14 protein-coding genes are annotated in these 15,444 nt (G+C 72.6%); 6 read left to right on the top strand and 8 right to left on the bottom strand.

Annotated elements, in window-relative coordinates; translation table 11 throughout:
* Window positions 1–454: 454 nt before the first annotated feature.
* On the top strand, window positions 455–724 hold the full coding sequence (locus ACIBEF_RS19290; RefSeq protein WP_030487564.1) for a DUF6458 family protein: 270 nt from the start codon (window positions 455–457) through the stop codon (window positions 722–724).
* Window positions 725–773: 49 nt separating this feature from the next.
* Here the strand turns inward: ACIBEF_RS19290 and ACIBEF_RS19295 are convergent, their stop codons facing one another.
* Window positions 774–1,313: a SixA phosphatase family protein gene (locus ACIBEF_RS19295; protein ID WP_396794595.1), complete on the bottom strand. Its 540-nt coding sequence runs from the start codon at window positions 1,311–1,313 to the stop codon at window positions 774–776.
* A gap of 112 nt (window positions 1,314–1,425) precedes the next feature.
* Between ACIBEF_RS19295 and ACIBEF_RS19300 the strand changes: the two genes are divergently transcribed.
* Window positions 1,426–1,713 (top strand): DUF6458 family protein, encoded by a 288-nt coding sequence (locus tag ACIBEF_RS19300; RefSeq protein ID WP_396794596.1) that lies wholly within the window; start codon window positions 1,426–1,428, stop codon window positions 1,711–1,713.
* Window positions 1,714–1,845: 132 nt separating this feature from the next.
* Here ACIBEF_RS19300 and ACIBEF_RS19305 read toward each other — a convergent pair whose 3' ends face one another.
* Window positions 1,846–2,523, bottom strand: coding sequence for a hemolysin III family protein (locus tag ACIBEF_RS19305; protein WP_355004642.1), 678 nt, complete (start codon window positions 2,521–2,523; stop codon window positions 1,846–1,848).
* A 107-nt stretch (window positions 2,524–2,630) separates the two neighbouring features.
* Here ACIBEF_RS19305 and ACIBEF_RS19310 point away from each other — a divergent pair, with 107 nt between their 5' ends.
* From ACIBEF_RS19310 to ACIBEF_RS19320, 3 genes are read left to right on the top strand one after another with little or no spacing between them, the layout of a single operon-like run.
* Entirely contained in the window at window positions 2,631–3,302 is a 672-nt protein-coding gene (locus ACIBEF_RS19310; protein WP_396794597.1) for an allophanate hydrolase subunit 1, read from the top strand.
* On the top strand, window positions 3,200–4,162 hold the full coding sequence (locus ACIBEF_RS19315; RefSeq protein WP_396794700.1) for a biotin-dependent carboxyltransferase family protein: 963 nt from the start codon (window positions 3,200–3,202) through the stop codon (window positions 4,160–4,162). Before ACIBEF_RS19310 ends, ACIBEF_RS19315 begins: the two co-directional genes overlap by 103 nt.
* Window positions 4,146–4,895, top strand: coding sequence for a LamB/YcsF family protein (locus ACIBEF_RS19320; RefSeq protein WP_396794598.1), 750 nt, complete (start codon window positions 4,146–4,148; stop codon window positions 4,893–4,895). Before ACIBEF_RS19315 ends, ACIBEF_RS19320 begins: the two co-directional genes overlap by 17 nt.
* A 34-nt stretch (window positions 4,896–4,929) precedes the next feature.
* Here the strand turns inward: ACIBEF_RS19320 and ACIBEF_RS19325 are convergent, their stop codons facing one another.
* The 6 genes from ACIBEF_RS19325 to pdhA form a co-directional block, all read right to left on the bottom strand.
* Window positions 4,930–6,762: an NHL domain-containing thioredoxin family protein gene (locus ACIBEF_RS19325; RefSeq protein WP_396794599.1), complete on the bottom strand. Its 1,833-nt coding sequence runs from the start codon at window positions 6,760–6,762 to the stop codon at window positions 4,930–4,932.
* Between the two features lie 117 nt (window positions 6,763–6,879).
* Complete coding sequence (locus ACIBEF_RS19330; RefSeq protein ID WP_396794601.1) at window positions 6,880–9,606, bottom strand: hypothetical protein; 2,727 nt, start codon at window positions 9,604–9,606, stop codon at window positions 6,880–6,882.
* Between the two features lie 343 nt (window positions 9,607–9,949).
* The gene (locus ACIBEF_RS19335) at window positions 9,950–10,090 is read right to left on the bottom strand and encodes a hypothetical protein (RefSeq protein WP_355004647.1); all 141 of its coding nucleotides are present in this window, start codon (window positions 10,088–10,090) and stop codon (window positions 9,950–9,952) included.
* Window positions 10,091–10,309: 219 nt separating this feature from the next.
* The gene (locus ACIBEF_RS19340) at window positions 10,310–11,779 is read right to left on the bottom strand and encodes a dihydrolipoamide acetyltransferase family protein (protein ID WP_396794701.1); all 1,470 of its coding nucleotides are present in this window, start codon (window positions 11,777–11,779) and stop codon (window positions 10,310–10,312) included.
* A gap of 5 nt (window positions 11,780–11,784) precedes the next feature.
* Window positions 11,785–12,774 (bottom strand): alpha-ketoacid dehydrogenase subunit beta, encoded by a 990-nt coding sequence (locus tag ACIBEF_RS19345; RefSeq protein WP_355004649.1) that lies wholly within the window; start codon window positions 12,772–12,774, stop codon window positions 11,785–11,787.
* The gene (gene pdhA, locus ACIBEF_RS19350; RefSeq protein ID WP_396794603.1) at window positions 12,774–13,949 is read right to left on the bottom strand and encodes a pyruvate dehydrogenase (acetyl-transferring) E1 component subunit alpha; all 1,176 of its coding nucleotides are present in this window, start codon (window positions 13,947–13,949) and stop codon (window positions 12,774–12,776) included. The genes ACIBEF_RS19345 and pdhA overlap by 1 nt, the downstream gene beginning before the upstream one ends.
* Window positions 13,950–14,475: 526 nt before the next feature.
* Here pdhA and ACIBEF_RS19355 point away from each other — a divergent pair.
* Window positions 14,476–15,408 carry a hypothetical protein gene (locus ACIBEF_RS19355; RefSeq protein ID WP_396794604.1) on the top strand — a complete coding sequence of 311 codons (933 nt, stop codon included), beginning with the start codon at window positions 14,476–14,478 and terminating at the stop codon, window positions 15,406–15,408.
* Window positions 15,409–15,444: the final 36 nt, after the last annotated feature.

Genomic DNA, 15,444 nt, shown 5'->3' on the forward strand with positions numbered 1-15,444 from the left:
GTCGCTAACCCACTTACCGGAGACCTCTTCAGTTATCGATCACCGCCACGCCGTGACCTCACCCGGCCCACGCCCACTTACGAAACACGGCCTAGGTCCTGTTTCATAAGGGCGGTCGAGCCGAGGCGGAGTCCGGACGGCGATCCGGCAAGGCGCGGTCTCGTCCGGATACCGGTGTTGTATCCGGACGAAACCGCAACGCCGCCGGTCGTCGTCCGGGCCCGCCGCAGGCCGGCCAGTTCTTATGAAACAGGACCTGGGTCCTGTGCCGGGTCGCACCACTCGGCACCGACGGCCGGCGGGGCATGACGCCCCGTCGGCCGCCGCCGTTTCGTCCTGATGGTGGGCACGTATTGACCGCGCCCGGTCGGGTATGCCGCTGCCGTGGCGGGTAACCGTCGCGTGACCTCGAAAGGGAACGCCCAGAGCCACCGCACGGGGGAGTGCAGCGCACATGGGTGTAGGAAGCGGCATTTTTCTCATCGCGATCGGCGCGATCCTGACCTTCGCGCTGAGGGCCAACGTCTGGTGGATCGACGTACGCGCCGTCGGCTGGGTGTTCATCCTGGCCGGGCTGGCCGTACTGCTGACCACTGTCTGGTTCTGGCAGGACCGGCGCAAGCGGGCTCGAACCCTCATCGTGGAGGAGAACCGGCTGTCTCATCCCACGGCGATGATGCCGCCACCGCCGGACCCGCCGCCACCAACCGCGCCGCCGTCCTGATCCCGGCACAACGCGTACCCCTGAGCCACCCGTCCGATCGGCGGGTGGCTCAGTCGCGTGCGGTGTGCCGAGCCGTGAGCGGCGCTCCCGCCCTGCTCAACTCCGTCCAGCCGAGCGGGCAGCGGTGCACCGCCAGCTCGGCGGTGCGCAGACCCTCGTCGTTCACGCCCTCGGGGTCGAGGAGCGCGGAGAGCAGCGAGATGCCTGGATTGTGGGCAATGAGCAATGCCGTGCGGGCCGCCGGGTCCACAGTGCGGACCAGCGACAACAACTCCTCGGGGTGCGCGTCGTACGCACCCGGCTCATAACGGACGGTTGGGCGAGGACCGGTCGGGCCACCCTCCGGCGGTGAACCGGTCATCCCCATCGCCACCCCGTGCCAGGTCTGGCGGGTGCGTCGGGCCGTCGAGCAGATCACCACGTCGGGCAGCAGCCCCTGGTGCGCCAACCAGGCCCCGGCCGCTGCCGCGTCGGCGTTCCCGCGTGCGCTCAACGGCCGCTCCGCGTCGTCCGCCGCGTCGTTGCCCTGCTCGGCCTTCGCATGCCGTAGCAACACCAGTGTCCGTGTGTCGGGGTCGGCGTCCGTCATGCCCCCAGCTTGCCCGATTGGCGATCTCCGTGCCTGGGTAAGTCGATGGATGCCGCACCCCTACCGACGGCCGCGGCGCGACGTACGCCAGGTTAGAGCCGAGGAGCGAGACATGGGCATTGGTGGCAGCATCTTCTTGATCGCGTTGGGCGCGATCTTCGCGTTCGCAGTGGAGGCCGACCTGGGTTGGCTGGACCTGGCCGTCGTCGGCTGGGTGCTGATGCTCGCCGGCGTCGCCGGCCTGCTCGCCACCCTCTACTTCTGGAACAGCCGCCGCCGCCCGGTAGTGGCCGCGCCGGTTCGCGAAGAGCGCGTGGTGGCCGACCGGGTCGTGCCGGTCCAGGCCGACCAGGTCGTGCAGGAGTACCGCGAGGTGCGTCGGCCGGGCCGACCGGTCTGATCCTCGCCCACACACTCCGGGGTCCCGCAGCGTCGCGGGGCCCCGGCTCGCGTGTGCACGATCATGGCTATTGCCGCCGCCGTGCGTTGCCGCCGAGCGGCGTTGCCGGGACCCTGGGTCCTGGCGGTTGGGTCAGGCGAACAGCGCGAAGTAGATCGCGATGTGGTGACAGAGCGCCGCCAGCAGGGTGCAGGCATGGAAGAACTCGTGGTGGCCGAAGACGGTCGGCCACGGGTTGGGCCGGCGCAACGCGTAGAAGACCGCGCCGACGCTGTAGATCGCGCCGCCGACGATCAGCAGCACCAGTGCCGCGACGCCGCCCCCGTGCAGGATCTCCGGGAGCATGGCCACCGCCACCCAGCCCAGCGCCAGGTAGAGCGGCGCGGACACCCAGCGTGGCGCGTGCGGCCAGACCACCTTGACCGCAACGCCGGCCAGTGCGCCACCCCAGACCAGGGCCAGCATCACGGTGGCTGGCCGGGGCGCGAGCAGCATCGCGCAGAGCGGTGTGTACGTGCCGGCGATGAACACGAAGATCATCGAGTGGTCCATCCGGCGCATCACCTGGTAGCCGCGCTCCGACCACACGCGACGGTGGTACAGCGCGCTCGTGCCGAAGAGCCCGCAGACCGTCAGGCTGTAGATGAGGCAGCTCACCAGGGGTGCCCACCCGGGCCGGGTGGCGGCGATCGAGCAGAGCACGATGCCGCAGACCAGGGCGACGAAGAAGGCGTACGTGTGCAGCCAGCCGCGCATCCGGGGCTTACCGATGTCGACCGGCTTCAGGCGAAGCGGGGCGGAGGTGGTCACCCAGTCAGGTTACGGCACCGTAGGTTACTTGCAAGTAGTGGCGTTGGTGACACCCGGCACCGTCAACGTGAACACCGGATCGGCACGGCATCGGCGAGGATGAGCGGATGCGGATCCGACCCGTCGGGGCGCACGCCCTGCTACTCGACTGCACCGCCCCCGCCGACATCCCGGAGGCCGCCCTTGTCGAAGCGTGGCGGGCCGAGCTGTGGCGGCGTCGGGAGCGGGGCGACCTGATCGCCGTGGAGATCGTGCCGGCGGCCCGGACCGTGCTACTCGACGGCCTGCCCGACCCGACTACCACCGCCGAGCAGTTGACCCGTTGGGCGTCCGCCGTCACCCGGGCGCGAGGCGCAGCCGAACTCCGCGACGCCACAACCGAAGGCGGGGCCGACGACGCGGCTGACGTGTTCGTGCCGGTCACCTTCGACGGGCCGGACCTGGCGGCAGTGGCGGAACACTGGGGCGTGGACGTGCCGGCAGTACGGCACCGGTTGACCAGTACGCGGTTCCGGGTCGCCTTCTGCGGATTCGCGCCTGGATTCCCCTACCTGACCGGGCTGCCCGCCGATTTGGCGCTGCCCCGGCTGGCCACCCCCCGTCCCCGGGTGCCGGCTGGCTCGGTCGCGTTGGCGGGCCCGTACGCCGGCATCTACCCGGGCGCTTCCCCGGGCGGCTGGCTGCTGGTCGGTCGGACCGACCTGGTGCTGTTCGACGTTGCCGCGGACCCGCCGGCCCGACTCGGCCCGGGCACCACGGTGCGGATGGTGGCGGCGTGAGGGGCCCGGCCGCCATCGAGGTGATCCGCGCCGGTGCGCTCACCACGGTGCAGGACCTGGGCCGGCCCGGCTGGGCGCACCTGGGCGTACCCCGGTCCGGCGCCCTCGACCCGGGTGCGCTGCGGTTGGCCAACCGGCTGGTCGGCAATCCGGAGCACGCGGCCGGCCTGGAGATCACCCTGACCGGCTGCACCCTGCGGTTGACCCGGGCCGGCACGGTGGCGGTCACCGGCACCGAGGTTCCCGTCCAGGCGGGTGCCCGGCCCGGTGACACGGGACGCCCGCTCAGCGTGCCGGCCGGGACGGTGCTGCGGATCGGTCCTGCCCGGCGGGGCGTACGGAGTTGGCTGGCCGTGGCGGGCGGCATCGACGTGTCACCGGTGCTCGGGAGCCGGGCCACCGACACCCTCTCCGGGCTCGGCCCGCCCCGGCTACGGGACGGTGACCTGCTGCCGCTCGGTGATCCGGTCGGCACCCCGGCACCGGTGGACCTGACCGTGTGCCCGACGCCGCCTGAGGAGCTGCACCTGACGCTGGGTCCCGGTCCTCGCGAGGACTGGTTCACGCCGACGGCGTTCGACCGGCTCTTCGGCAGCGCGTACACCGTCAGCCCGGTGAGCAACCGGGTCGGTGCGCGGCTCGCCGGCGCGGCGCTGCCCCGCGCGGTGGCCGGCGAACTCCCCAGCGAGGGCATCGTGCTCGGCGCGGTGCAGGTGCCGGCGGACGGACAACCCCTGATCTTCCTCGCGGACCATCCGACCACCGGTGGATACCCCGTCATCGGGGTGGTCACCGACGTGACCCCGCTCGCGCAGGCCCGGCCAGGTACTACCGTCAGATTCCATGGACCTCAACGCTGACCTGGGCGAGGGATTCGGCATCTGGCGACTCGGTGACGACGAGGCGCTGCTGAGCCTCGTGACCTCCGCCAACGTCGCCTGCGGCTTTCACGGCGGCGACCCGTCGACCATGCGGCGGGTCTGCGAGGGCGCCGCGCGACGCGGCGTCGCGGTGGGCGCGCAGGTCGGCTACCGGGACCTGGCCGGCTTCGGCCGGCGGCACATCGCGTACGACTTCGCCGAGCTACGCGACGAGGTGACCTACCAGTTGGGGGCGCTGGACGCGTTCTGCCGGTTGTTCCGCACCCGGGTCCGCTACCTGAAGCCGCACGGCGCGCTCTACCACGCGGCCAGCACCGACGAGTCCCAGGCGGCGGCGGTGGTCGCCGCAGTCAGCGGCTACGACCCCGAGCTGCCCGTCCTCTGCCTTCCCGGCTCGACGCTCGCCCAACTCGCCGTGGGCGCCGGCGTGCCGGTGGTTGCCGAGGCGTTCGCCGACCGCGCCTACCTGCCCAACGGGGCGCTGGTGCCGCGCGGCACCCCCGGCGCGGTGATCACCGACCCCGAGCAGATCGCCGAACGGGCGGCGCGGATGGCCACCCAACGCAGCGTGGTGGCTGTCGACGGCACTGTCATCCCCTGCTCGGTCGACTCGATCTGCGTGCACGGCGACACCCCGGGCGCGGTCTCCGCCGCCGAACTCGTCCGCGCCACCCTGATCGACGCCGACATCACACTGGCCCCGTTCGCCTGACCGGAGGGGCCCAGCCGGGCCCCTCCGAATCGCATCAGGCGTCCAGGCCGCGGAGCACCAGCGGCAGCCGGGTCACGGCGCCGTCGACCACCTGGACCGGTACGCCCCAGTCCTGCCGGGTCAGGTGGCACGCCGCGTGCTCGACGTCCGCGTCACAGGTCGCCGCCTGCGCGGTCACCTGGAGCACCCCCGCGGTGACCTCGCCGTTGAGCACCAGCCGGCGGGACAGCTCGGTGCCCGTGCCGGCACCGTCCACCAGCAGTTCCGGCGGGGACGCGGAGACCACCAGCCGGGTCGACGGCCCGTACGTCTCGTCCAGCTTCTGCCCCGGTGCCGGGGTGAAGACGATGTCCAGGGTGACCTCGCCGGCGGCGACGTCGGTCGGCTTGCGCTCGGTGCGGTGCCGTGGCCCGTCCACAGTGCTGGCACCCGCCGCCGACAGTGCACCGGGGGCGAGCCGGGTCAACCGGTGTGCGGCGGACTCCACCACCAGCACCTCACCGGACGAGGTGAGCACCAGGTCGCTCGGCTCCGCCAACCCGTCGGCGACGGTGGAGACCTGGTTGCTGGCCGGGTCGAAGCGGCGCACCGCACCGTTGTACGTGTCCGCGATCAGCACCGAGCCGTCCGGCAGCGCGCACACGCCCAGCGGGTGCTGGAGCAGCGCCGACTCCGCCGGGCCGTCCACGTGCCCGAAGTCGAACAGGCCCTGACCGACGGCGGTGCCCAGCACACCGTTCTCGACGTACCGGATCGAGCTGGTCTCGCTGTCGGCCACCCAGAGCCGGGTGCCGTCGACGGAAATGGAGAGCCCGGACGGCTGGGCCATCCACGCCTCGGCCAGCGGGCCGTCGCGCAACGCCTCCACTGTGGTGCCGGCGTACATGCCGGCGGTCCGCTTGATCGGGTCGAACCACCAGAGCTGGTGGATGCCGGCCATCGCGATGATCAGCTTGTCGTCGTACCAGGCCAGGTCCCACGGCGACGAGAGGTCGACGGCGAACGCGTCGTGGGCGTGGTCGTCGACCTCAGCGCGCCACTGCCGCCCACTGCCGGCAACGGTGATTACCTCGCCGGACTCCAGCCGTACGCCGCGCAGCAGGTGGTTGACGGTGTCGGCCACCACCAGGTCGTAGCCGGCCACCTCGGCGACGTGCGTGGGCAGCACGCACACGCCCTGCGGCTCGGAGAACGTCGCCGCCGCGGCCGGGCCGTCCGCCCGCCCGCGCTCGCCCGAGCCGATCCGACGCACCGGCGTCTCGCCGTCCGGGTCGACCTCGACCACTGAATGCCGGGCCGAGTCCGAGACCAGCAGGTTGCCGTTGGGCAGCAGCACCGCCTTACCCGGGAAGCGCAGCGCGGTCTCCGGTGCCGGCGGCGGGACGTACGGGCCGTTGCCCCGGTGCAGGGTGCCCTTGGCCTCGTGGGTGGTGATCAACTCGTCGATCAGTCGGGCCAGCCCCTCGGCGTGCCCCTCGCCGGCCATGGTGGCCACCACGTAACCCTCGGGGTCGATCACCGACAGGGTCGGCCAGGCCCGGGCCGCGTACTGCTGCCACATGTCCATCTCGGGATCGTCGAGTACGGGGTGGTGCACCCCGTACCGCTCCACCGCGGCGGCGAGCGCGTCGGCGTCCTTCTCGTGCTCGAACTTCGGCGAGTGCACGCCGATGACGACGAGTACGTCGCCGTACTTCTCCTCCAGTGGGCGCAGCTCATCGAGCACGTGCAGGCAGTTGATACAGCAGAACGTCCAAAAATCCGCGATGACGATCTTGCCTCGAAGGTCGGCGAGCTTGAGGTCGCGTCCACCGGTGTTCAGCCAGCCCCGACCGCGCAGTTCGGGAGCCCGTACTCGTGCGCTCATGCACCCATCGTGCCTGACCACCGGCCCGTGCCCGGCCGGAGGGGGCGAGATTCGGTACCACCTGCGGGTACGACGACGGCGGGGTCACGGTTGCCCGTGCCCCCGCCGTCGGTGCGGCTACTTCGCGGCCGGCTTCAGGCAGAGCACCCGGTTGGTGCCCTCACCCGGCAACACCACGTGGGGCTGCGTCGTGTCGGTGCACTTCTCCTTGGCGTCCACCTTCGAGACGATCGTGAACGCGCCCGCCTCGCCGCAGTCCGCCGCCGACGCGCCGGCCTGCCCGGACTGCTTCACGCAGGTGCCGACCGCCGGGTCGAAGGCCGGTGTGTCGTTCCCGCCGACCTTGCCGAGCAGCAGCAGCAGGCCGAGGGGCACCGCCAGGATGAGCATCGCGGCGATCAGCACCGCGGCCAGCACCCGGCCGTTGCGGACCTTCGGCGTCGGTGGCTCCACCTTCGGCTCGTCGACGGCGTCCGGCTTGAACGCGTCGAACCGGCCCTGGTCCGACTGGCCGGCCTCCTGGCCCCAGGACGGCGCGGCCTGCGGCGGTGGCGGGAACGACGGAGGGAAACCGCCGCCCGGCACCGATTCGGTCGCCGGCCCGCCGTAGCCCGGCGCGCCGGAGCCCGGGCCGCCGAAGTTCGGCGCACCGAAGGTCGCCGTTCCGTTCGCGGTGCCGGCGGCAGACGCCCCGGGGCCGCCGCCGAACTGGTCCGCCGGTGCCTCGGCACCGGAGTGCGGGCGGGTGCCGTTCACCGGCCTGTTGTTGCCCGGGGCGTCGACGAAGGACGGCACACCGGGCGGGAACGCCGGCGGCGCCTCGTTGAACGCGTTCGGTGCGGGCTGCCGGTCGTCGAAGCGCGGATCGGCCGAGGGCTCGCCGCCCCAGCCGGGCCCAGCCTGCCGCTGCGCGTCGTTCTGCCACTCGGGTGCGGGCTGCTGCCGCTGCGCGTCGTTCTGCCAGTCGGGAGCGATCTGCCGCTGCTCCTCGTGCTGCCAGTCGGGCGTGGCCTGTCGTGGCGCGTCGTTCTGCCACTCCGGAGCACACTGACGGTCGGTGCCCGGGTCGCCCTGGAACGCCTCCGGCTCCGGCTCGGCCTCCGGCTCCGGTCGTGCCGGACGGCCGTACACCCGGGGTTGCGGGTTGGCCGTGCCGGTCGGTCGGATGGCCTGGTCGGTCGGGGGCATCACCCGGCTCGCCAGCGGCACCGAAGCGCTCGCCGTGGCCCGGGCCGCCGCGCCGGCTGCCGACTCGGCGTCCGACACCGGTACGACCGCGCGGCCCGCTCCGGACTCGGGCGAGGTGCGCGGGGCGGGTACCACCGCGCCGCTCGCGGAGACGTCCTCGGGGCGGCCACCGTACTGCGCGGCGGCGTCCGGGGTCTCCCGCTCGGCGTAGGCGGGCTGCTCGGGGATCGGAGCGAACTGAGCCTGGGGTGCGTAGTCGGACGGCGGGACGGCGGCCAGGCTGGCACCCGGGACGCGCTGCTCCTGCGGGGGCAGCGGCACCGCGTTCGCCGGCGAGATGCCCGGCGCGGGCCCGGGCTGGTAGGCCGGTGCCTCGTCGCCGCGGTCCGCCTCCCAGCCTCCACGGGACTGGGCGGAAGCTTCGGCCTCCGCGCGACCCCACACCTCACCGGGGGCCCACGGCTCGGCCTCCGGCACGCCGCCGGAGTTGCCCTGGGCGGCGTTGTCCGGGCCGGCGGCCCAGTTGGGCGCGCCGCCACTGGTGGGCACGCTGGCGCTGGCACGGGCGGGAAGGTTGCTCGGCTCCGCCGGGGTCCACCCTGCCTGCTCCGGCCGCTCGGTCGGCTGCTCCGGTTGGGAGAGCACCCAGTCGGGCTGCTGCGGACGGCCCTCGGCCTCGGCCCAGGCGGCCGGCTGCGCGGGCTGGTCCTGCCGCGCGTCGTTGCCGTCGTTCCACGATGCGGGCTGCGCCTGCGCCTGCTGCTGCGCGGCCCACCCGCCGGAGTTGGCCGGATCGTCCTGCGCGGGCCAGTTCGTGGTCGGGGCCGGGACCTGGGCGGCGCCACGGGCCGGGCTCTGCTGGGCGGCCTGACCCCAGCCGGGGGCGGACTGCTCGGTCGCTTCGGCGGGCTGGCCCCAGGCCGGTGGCGACTGCTCCGCCGGCGTCCACACCGGCTGGTCGTCCCGGGCGGCGCCGGCGGCGGGCCAGCCGCCGTTGCCGGTGGCCTGCTCCTGCTGGGCGCCGCCGGACCAGCCGGCGGCCTGCGGTGCGTCGGACTGCGGAGATTCGGTCGCCCGCCAGTCGGCTGCGGGCGGGTTGGCCTGCGCCGCGCCGCCCCAGCCGCTGGCCGGGTCCTCCTGGGCGGGCCAGGCGGCGGTGGCCGGGGGAACCTGCGCGGCGCCCCGTGCGGCTGGCTGGGCCTGCACCCAGTCCGGCTGCTCAGCGGGGGCGTTCGGGGTCCAGGTCGGTGCGGGTGCGCTCTGCTCGGCCGGCGTCCAGCCCTGCTGCTGCGCGGCCCAGGGTTCGGGCTGCGCCGGAGACGGCGCGCCGTCGTTGCCGGTCCATGCGCCGGGCTGCCGCTGCGGCGGCTCGCTCGCGCCGCCACCGGCGGCCCAGGCGGGCTGCGCCGGGTCGTTGGGCTGCGCTGCGGCGGCACCCCAGGCGGGGGCCGGCGGCTGCTCGGGCTGGGTCGCCCATGCCGGCGTCGACGGGTTCGGTCGCGTCGGGGGCGGGGGTGCCCAGCCCAGGTCGGGGCCGGTGGCGTTCTGGCCGTTGTCCGGCTGCGCCGGGCGGTCGCCGTACGGCGCCGGTCCGCCGGCACCCGGTGACACCTCGTCCGGCTCCTGGCCGGGTCGGTGCGGGCCCTCGGACGTCATGGGTGCGCCTCCTCCATCACATGTCGGCTCGCCGGTGCCGATCGGTCTCCTCGGCGTGGCTGCCGGCGTCACCGGCGTACCGCTGTGCCGGCTCCCCGCACGGTATCGGGTGGTGGCACGAACCGTCCAAGGAGCACTGCTCGTCACTCACCGTGTCCGGTTGATGTCGAGCGGTTCTTGTCGGCTCGGCGTCTGCCGGGTCGGCGGGCGGCGACCGAAGCCCACCGTACCGGGCGCTGCGGCAGGGCGGAATCCCGGTGGTGGTGGTTGGGAAACGCCGATGGCCCACCCGGTGGGCCGGGTGGGCCATCGATCTGGAGGAGGTGAGGAATGTAGTGGAGCGTCAGCTCATGTGACGCTGGGCGATGACGAGGATTTCCTCGCGAACCGCCGGCGAGTTCGCCGAGCGCAGCGCGTGCTCGATGGCACGGGCGCGGCGGGTCGCGTCGCGGTGGTTGCGGATTCGCTCGATCATGCTGCTCATTGGTGGGTCCCCCTAGCTATTCGGTTGTCAGCCCCTGATGCATCTATTCAACAGCAGAAGCCGGCGAAATTCCATCGATTATTAGGTGAGCTGAGACACCTGCCTAACAATCAAAGGTCAACAGGCTGCTTGGCCGACGGTTCCTTCGCTCAACGGACACGGCCGGTGTGCCGGGCGTTAACCCGTGGCACACCGGCCGTGGCTGGCGTTCTGAAACGATCAGGTCCAGGCGAGCAGCGCCGCCTCCGGATCCGTGAGGAAGTCGCCGACGTCCCGCAGGAACTTCGAGCCCAGCTCACCGTCGATGATCCGGTGGTCGAAGCTCAGCCCCAGCGTGGTGATCTGGCGAACCTTGACCTTGCCCTTGTGCACCCAGGGCATCTCCCGCACCGCGCCGAAGGCCAGGATCGCGGACTCACCCGGCGGCAGGATCGGTGTGCCCGTGTCCACCCCGAACACGCCGACGTTGGTGATGGTCAGGGTGCCGCCGGACATGGCCGCGGGCGAGGTGCGGCCGGACTTCGCCGTCTGCACCAGGTCGGTCAGCGCGTCCGCCAACTCCCGCAGCGAGAGGCGGCCGGCGTCCTTGACGTTCGGCACGATCAGACCGCGCTCGGTGGCCGCCGCGATGCCGAGGTTGACGTACTCCTTGACCACGATCTCGTCGCCCGCCCAGGTCGAGTTGACCATCGGGTGCCGTTGCACCGCCAGCAGCACCGCCTTCGCCACCAGCAGCAGCGGCGAGACCCGTACGTCGCGCCACTCCCGCCGGCCGCGCAGCCGGTCCAGTGCCTTCATCGCCCGGGTCACGTCGACGGTCAGGAACTCCGTCACGTGCGGGGCGGTGAACGCCGAGCGGGACATGTTCTCGGCGGTCAGCTTGCGGACGCCCTTGACCGGGATGCGCTGCTCCCGGTCCGCGCCGAAGCTGGGCGCCGTCGTCGCCGTGATCGGCTCGGCAACCACAACGCTCGCGCCGCTCGCCGCCTGCTGCACGTCCTCCCGGGTGATCGAGCCGAGCGGCCCCGACCCGGTCAACGTGGCGAGGTCGACCCCGAGATCCTTGGCGAGCTTGCGCACCGGCGGCTTGGCCAGCACGGCTCCACCGCTCGCCCCGCCGCGTCGATCATTGACTTGTGGTGCCGGAATCGTGGGAGTCGGGGCCGGTGTGTGACCCACCACAACTCCATGATCGACCCCAGCGGGGGCGGCGGGCGCCGGGACCGCACCCTTGCGGGGGCGGCGCTTCGCGGAGGTGGTACGCGGCCCGTAGCCGACCAGCACCGCCGTCCGCCCGCCCGGGGCCTCACCGCCGATCAGACCGGGTTCGATCATGCCCTCGGCCGGTGCCACCTCCACCGCCGCCAGCGAGGCCGCCGACGGGGTGGGCAGGTCACCGCTGGCCGTGGCAGTGGTCGACAGCGCCTCCAGCGGCCCGGCACCCGGGTCGGTGTCGATCGCGATGATCGGCGTACCGACCTCGACCGTGGTGCCCTCCGGGTGGTGGATCGCCTGGACCTGGCCGGCCCACTTCGCCGGGATCTCCACGGCCGCCTTCGCCGTCTCCACCTCGACGATCGGCTGGTTCAGCTCGATGGTGTCGCCGACCTTGACCAGCCAGGCCAGGATCTCGCCCTCGGTCAGCCCTTCGCCCAGGTCGGGCAGGTTGAACGTCTTGATCCGGGACATGTCGCTCACCAGCCGAAGGTGCGGTCGACGGCGTCGAGCACCCGATCGAGGTCGGGCAGGTACTCCTCCTCCACCCGGGCGGCCGGGTAGGGGGTGTCGAAGCCGGTCACCCGCAGCACGGGCGACTCCAGGGAGTAGAAGCACTCCTCGGTGATCCGGGCGGCCAACTCGGCGCCGAGGCCGATGTTGGACGGTGCCTCGTGCACCACGACCACACGGCCGGTGCGCTTCACCGACTCGTACGCCGCGGTCAGATCCAGCGGCGAGAGCGAGCGCAGGTCGATGACCTCCAGCTCCCGGCCGTCCTCGGCGGCGGCGGTCGCCGCCTCCAGGCAGGTCCGCACCATCGGCCCGTAGGCCAGCACGGTGACGTCGGTGCCGGGCCGCACGACCCGGGCCGAGTGCAGGGGGTACGCGTCGGACAGCGGCGCGTCCAGGTCGACCTGGCCCTTCTCCCAGTAGCGCCGCTTGGGCTCCAGGAAGACGATCGGGTCGTCCGAGGCGATGGCCTGCTGGATCATCACGTACGCGTCCTGCGGGTTCGAGCAGGTCACCACCTTCAGGCCGGCGGTGTGCGCGAAGTACGCCTCCGGCGACTCGGAGTGGTGCTCGACCGCGCCGATGCCGCCGCCGAACGGGATCCGGATCACCATGGGGATGCTGAGCTTGCCGCCCGAGCGGTAGTGCATCTTCGCGACCTGCGACACGATCTGGTCGTACGCCGGGTAGACGAAGCCGTCGAACTGGATCTCGCAGACCGGCCGGTAGCCGCGGATGGCCAGACCGACAGCGGTGCCGATGATGCCGGACTCGGCCAACGGGGTGTCGATCACCCGCTGGTCGCCGAAGTCCTTCTGGAGACCGTCGGTGATCCGGAAGACGCCGCCGAGCTTGCCGACGTCCTCGCCCATGATGATGACCTTGGGGTCGTTCTCCAGGGCGCGGCGCAGACCGGTGTTGAGGGCCTTTCCGATGGTGAGCGTCTCCGTGGCCATCAGTGGGCGCTCCCCTCGAACGACTCCATGTAGCGGCTGAACTTCGCGCGCTGCTCGTCGAGCAGCGGAGACCCATTGGGGTAGACGTGGTCGAACATCGTCACCGGTTCCGGGTTCGGCATCTCGGGCACCCGCTCACGCAGGTGCACCGACTCGCGGCGGGCCTGCTCGTCGACCTCGGCGAAGAAGCCCGCGTCGGCGATCTGCTGCTTCTCCAGGAAGGCCTTGACCCGGGCGATCGGGTCCTTGGCCTGCCACGCCTCGACCTCGCTGGCGATGCGGTAGCGGGTCGGGTCGTCGGAGGTGGTGTGCGCGCCCATCCGGTAGGTGTACGCCTCGATCAGGCTCGGGCCCTGCCCGAGGCGGGCGTTGTCCAGCGCGGTGCGGGTGACCGCGTACGTGGCGAGCACGTCGTTGCCGTCCACCCGTACTCCGGGGAAGCCGAAGCCGGCGGCCCGCTGGTAGAGGGGCACGCGGGTCTGCCGCTCCAGCGGCTCGGAGATCGCGTACTGGTTGTTCTGGCAGAAGAAGACCAGCGGCGCGTTGAACACGCTGGCCCAGACGAACGCCTCGTTCACGTCGCCCTGGCTGGTGGCGCCGTCACCGAAGTAGGCGATCGCCGCCTCGCCGTCGTCGGTGCCGGTCTTGCCGTCGATGGTGATGCCCATCGCGTAGCCGGTCGCGTGCAGGGTCTGCGCTCCGATGACGATCGTGTACATGTTGAACTTGAACTCGTTCGGGTCCCAGCCGCCCTGGTCGACGCCGCGGAACAGGCCGAGCGGCATGATCGGGTCGATGCCCCGGCAGTAGAGGACGCCGTGCTCCCGGTAGGTCGGGAAGGCCATGTCCTGGGTACGCAGCGCCCGCCCGGAGCCGACCTGGGCGGCTTCCTGGCCGAGCAGGCTGGCCCACAGGCCCAGCTCGCCCTGACGCTGGAGAGCGGTCGCCTCGGCGTCCAGCTTCCGGACCAGCACCAGGTCGCGGTAGAGACCGCGGTATTCCTCGTCGGTGAAGTCGACGCGGTACTCGGTGCCGTCCGGCCCGATGGCGCTGTCGATCCGCTCGCCTTCGGGGGTGAGTAGCTGCACCAGCGCGGGGTCGCCGGCCGCGCCCTTCCTGGAGCGGGGTGCAGCCCGCCTGCTGCGGGTGGTGCCCCCGGGGTCGCCCTTTGCCATCGGTGTCTCCCTGTCGTGTCTGCGTCGGCACCGGGGGGTCACCCGGCCGCGCAACTCGTGCGCCTGCCCGGCTGCTGCCGGACCGGTTCCTGGCGGCCGCGCCTAGCCCCGGTGGGGGTTGCCGCACGGCGTGATCCGGGGTCTGGCCGAACCCGGATCGGGAGCGCCGGCGCTCAACCGCGCCTGCCGCGAGGGTGCGCGGAGGTCACGGCTGCGTTGCCGTCGTGCTCCATATTTGCAGAGCAGGTGAGCGCGCCCACAGTACGCCTGCCTCCGCAATCCGACTGCCCGTGCTTTGACGCCGTTTGTCGCCATCATGCCGGCCGGCGTTTCCCATGCGTTGAGGCACGATTCGTCACCGTTCGGGTAGCACCGCGTGTCGACACGCTGTGGAGGTTGGCTGACCCAGGGTGACTACGCCAGGCTGATTCCCGCAGGATCGCGCCTATTGGGTTATTTGTCGGGTTTTACCCTACGGCGGCGTCCATTCATGTCCTCCGACGGGGCCGACGACTAGGGGTGTGCGGTGTACGAGCCAGGTGACGGTCCCGGCACACCAGCGCTCGGTCGGCACCGGTCGGCTGGCGGCTATCGCCGGGTGGTCGGTGTCCACCGGGCCCCCGGCGCCGGTGGCACCTCCCGCGGTTACCTGCTCACCGTCGCGCTGCTGGCCGGCACGGCGTCGATGCCCATCCTCGCCGCGATCAGCGCGGGCTCGGCCACCCCAGGCAGCACCGCCCTACCGGACAGCAGCACCCCGTTCATGCCGACCCCGTCCGTCGGGCCGGTGGTGATCCCCATGCCGATGACCAGCCAACCGGCGCTTCCCCCGCTCGGCACACCCAGCGTCGGCCCGACCAGCGGCTGGCTGCCGGCCGCGCCGTCGAACGCGCGGGGAGGGCCCGCCGCTGCCGATCCCGGGCCCGCCCGGTGGACGACCGCCCCGCCGGTGGCACCGAGACCCACGCGGAGCACCTCGCCGCCGGTACCCCCGCCCGTCGCTCCGCCACCGCCGACCGACCCGGAACCGACCGATCCGCCGGATGCGACCGATCCGCCGGACCCCACCGATCCGCCGGACCCCACCGATCCGCCGGACCCGACCGACTCGCCGGACCCGGAACCGACCGACCCGGACCCCACCGACTCGGCGGACCCGGACCCGACCGACTCGCCGGGCCCCTCCAGCTCGGCCGATCCCGATCCGACCCCGACCCTGACGGTGGACCCGACACCCACACTGGACCCGACGTCCACGCCGACCGACGACGCGACAGCGACCGCCGTGCCGACCAGCACCCGGTCCGTCCCGGCCCCCAGACCCACGCCGCTCGCGGTACCGCCCCGCCGACCCGGCCCGGTGACCCCGTCGCCGTCGGCCGTCGCCCCGACGCCCAGCGTGAGCCCGGCGCCACTGGCCGGACCGACATACCCCGCGGTCTCGCCGACGGTACGGTGACGATCAGGCGCGACCCGTCCGGCGACGGCTGCGCCC

The organism is Micromonospora sp. NPDC050795, assembly GCF_044456785.1.
Taxonomy (GTDB): domain Bacteria; phylum Actinomycetota; class Actinomycetes; order Mycobacteriales; family Micromonosporaceae; genus Micromonospora.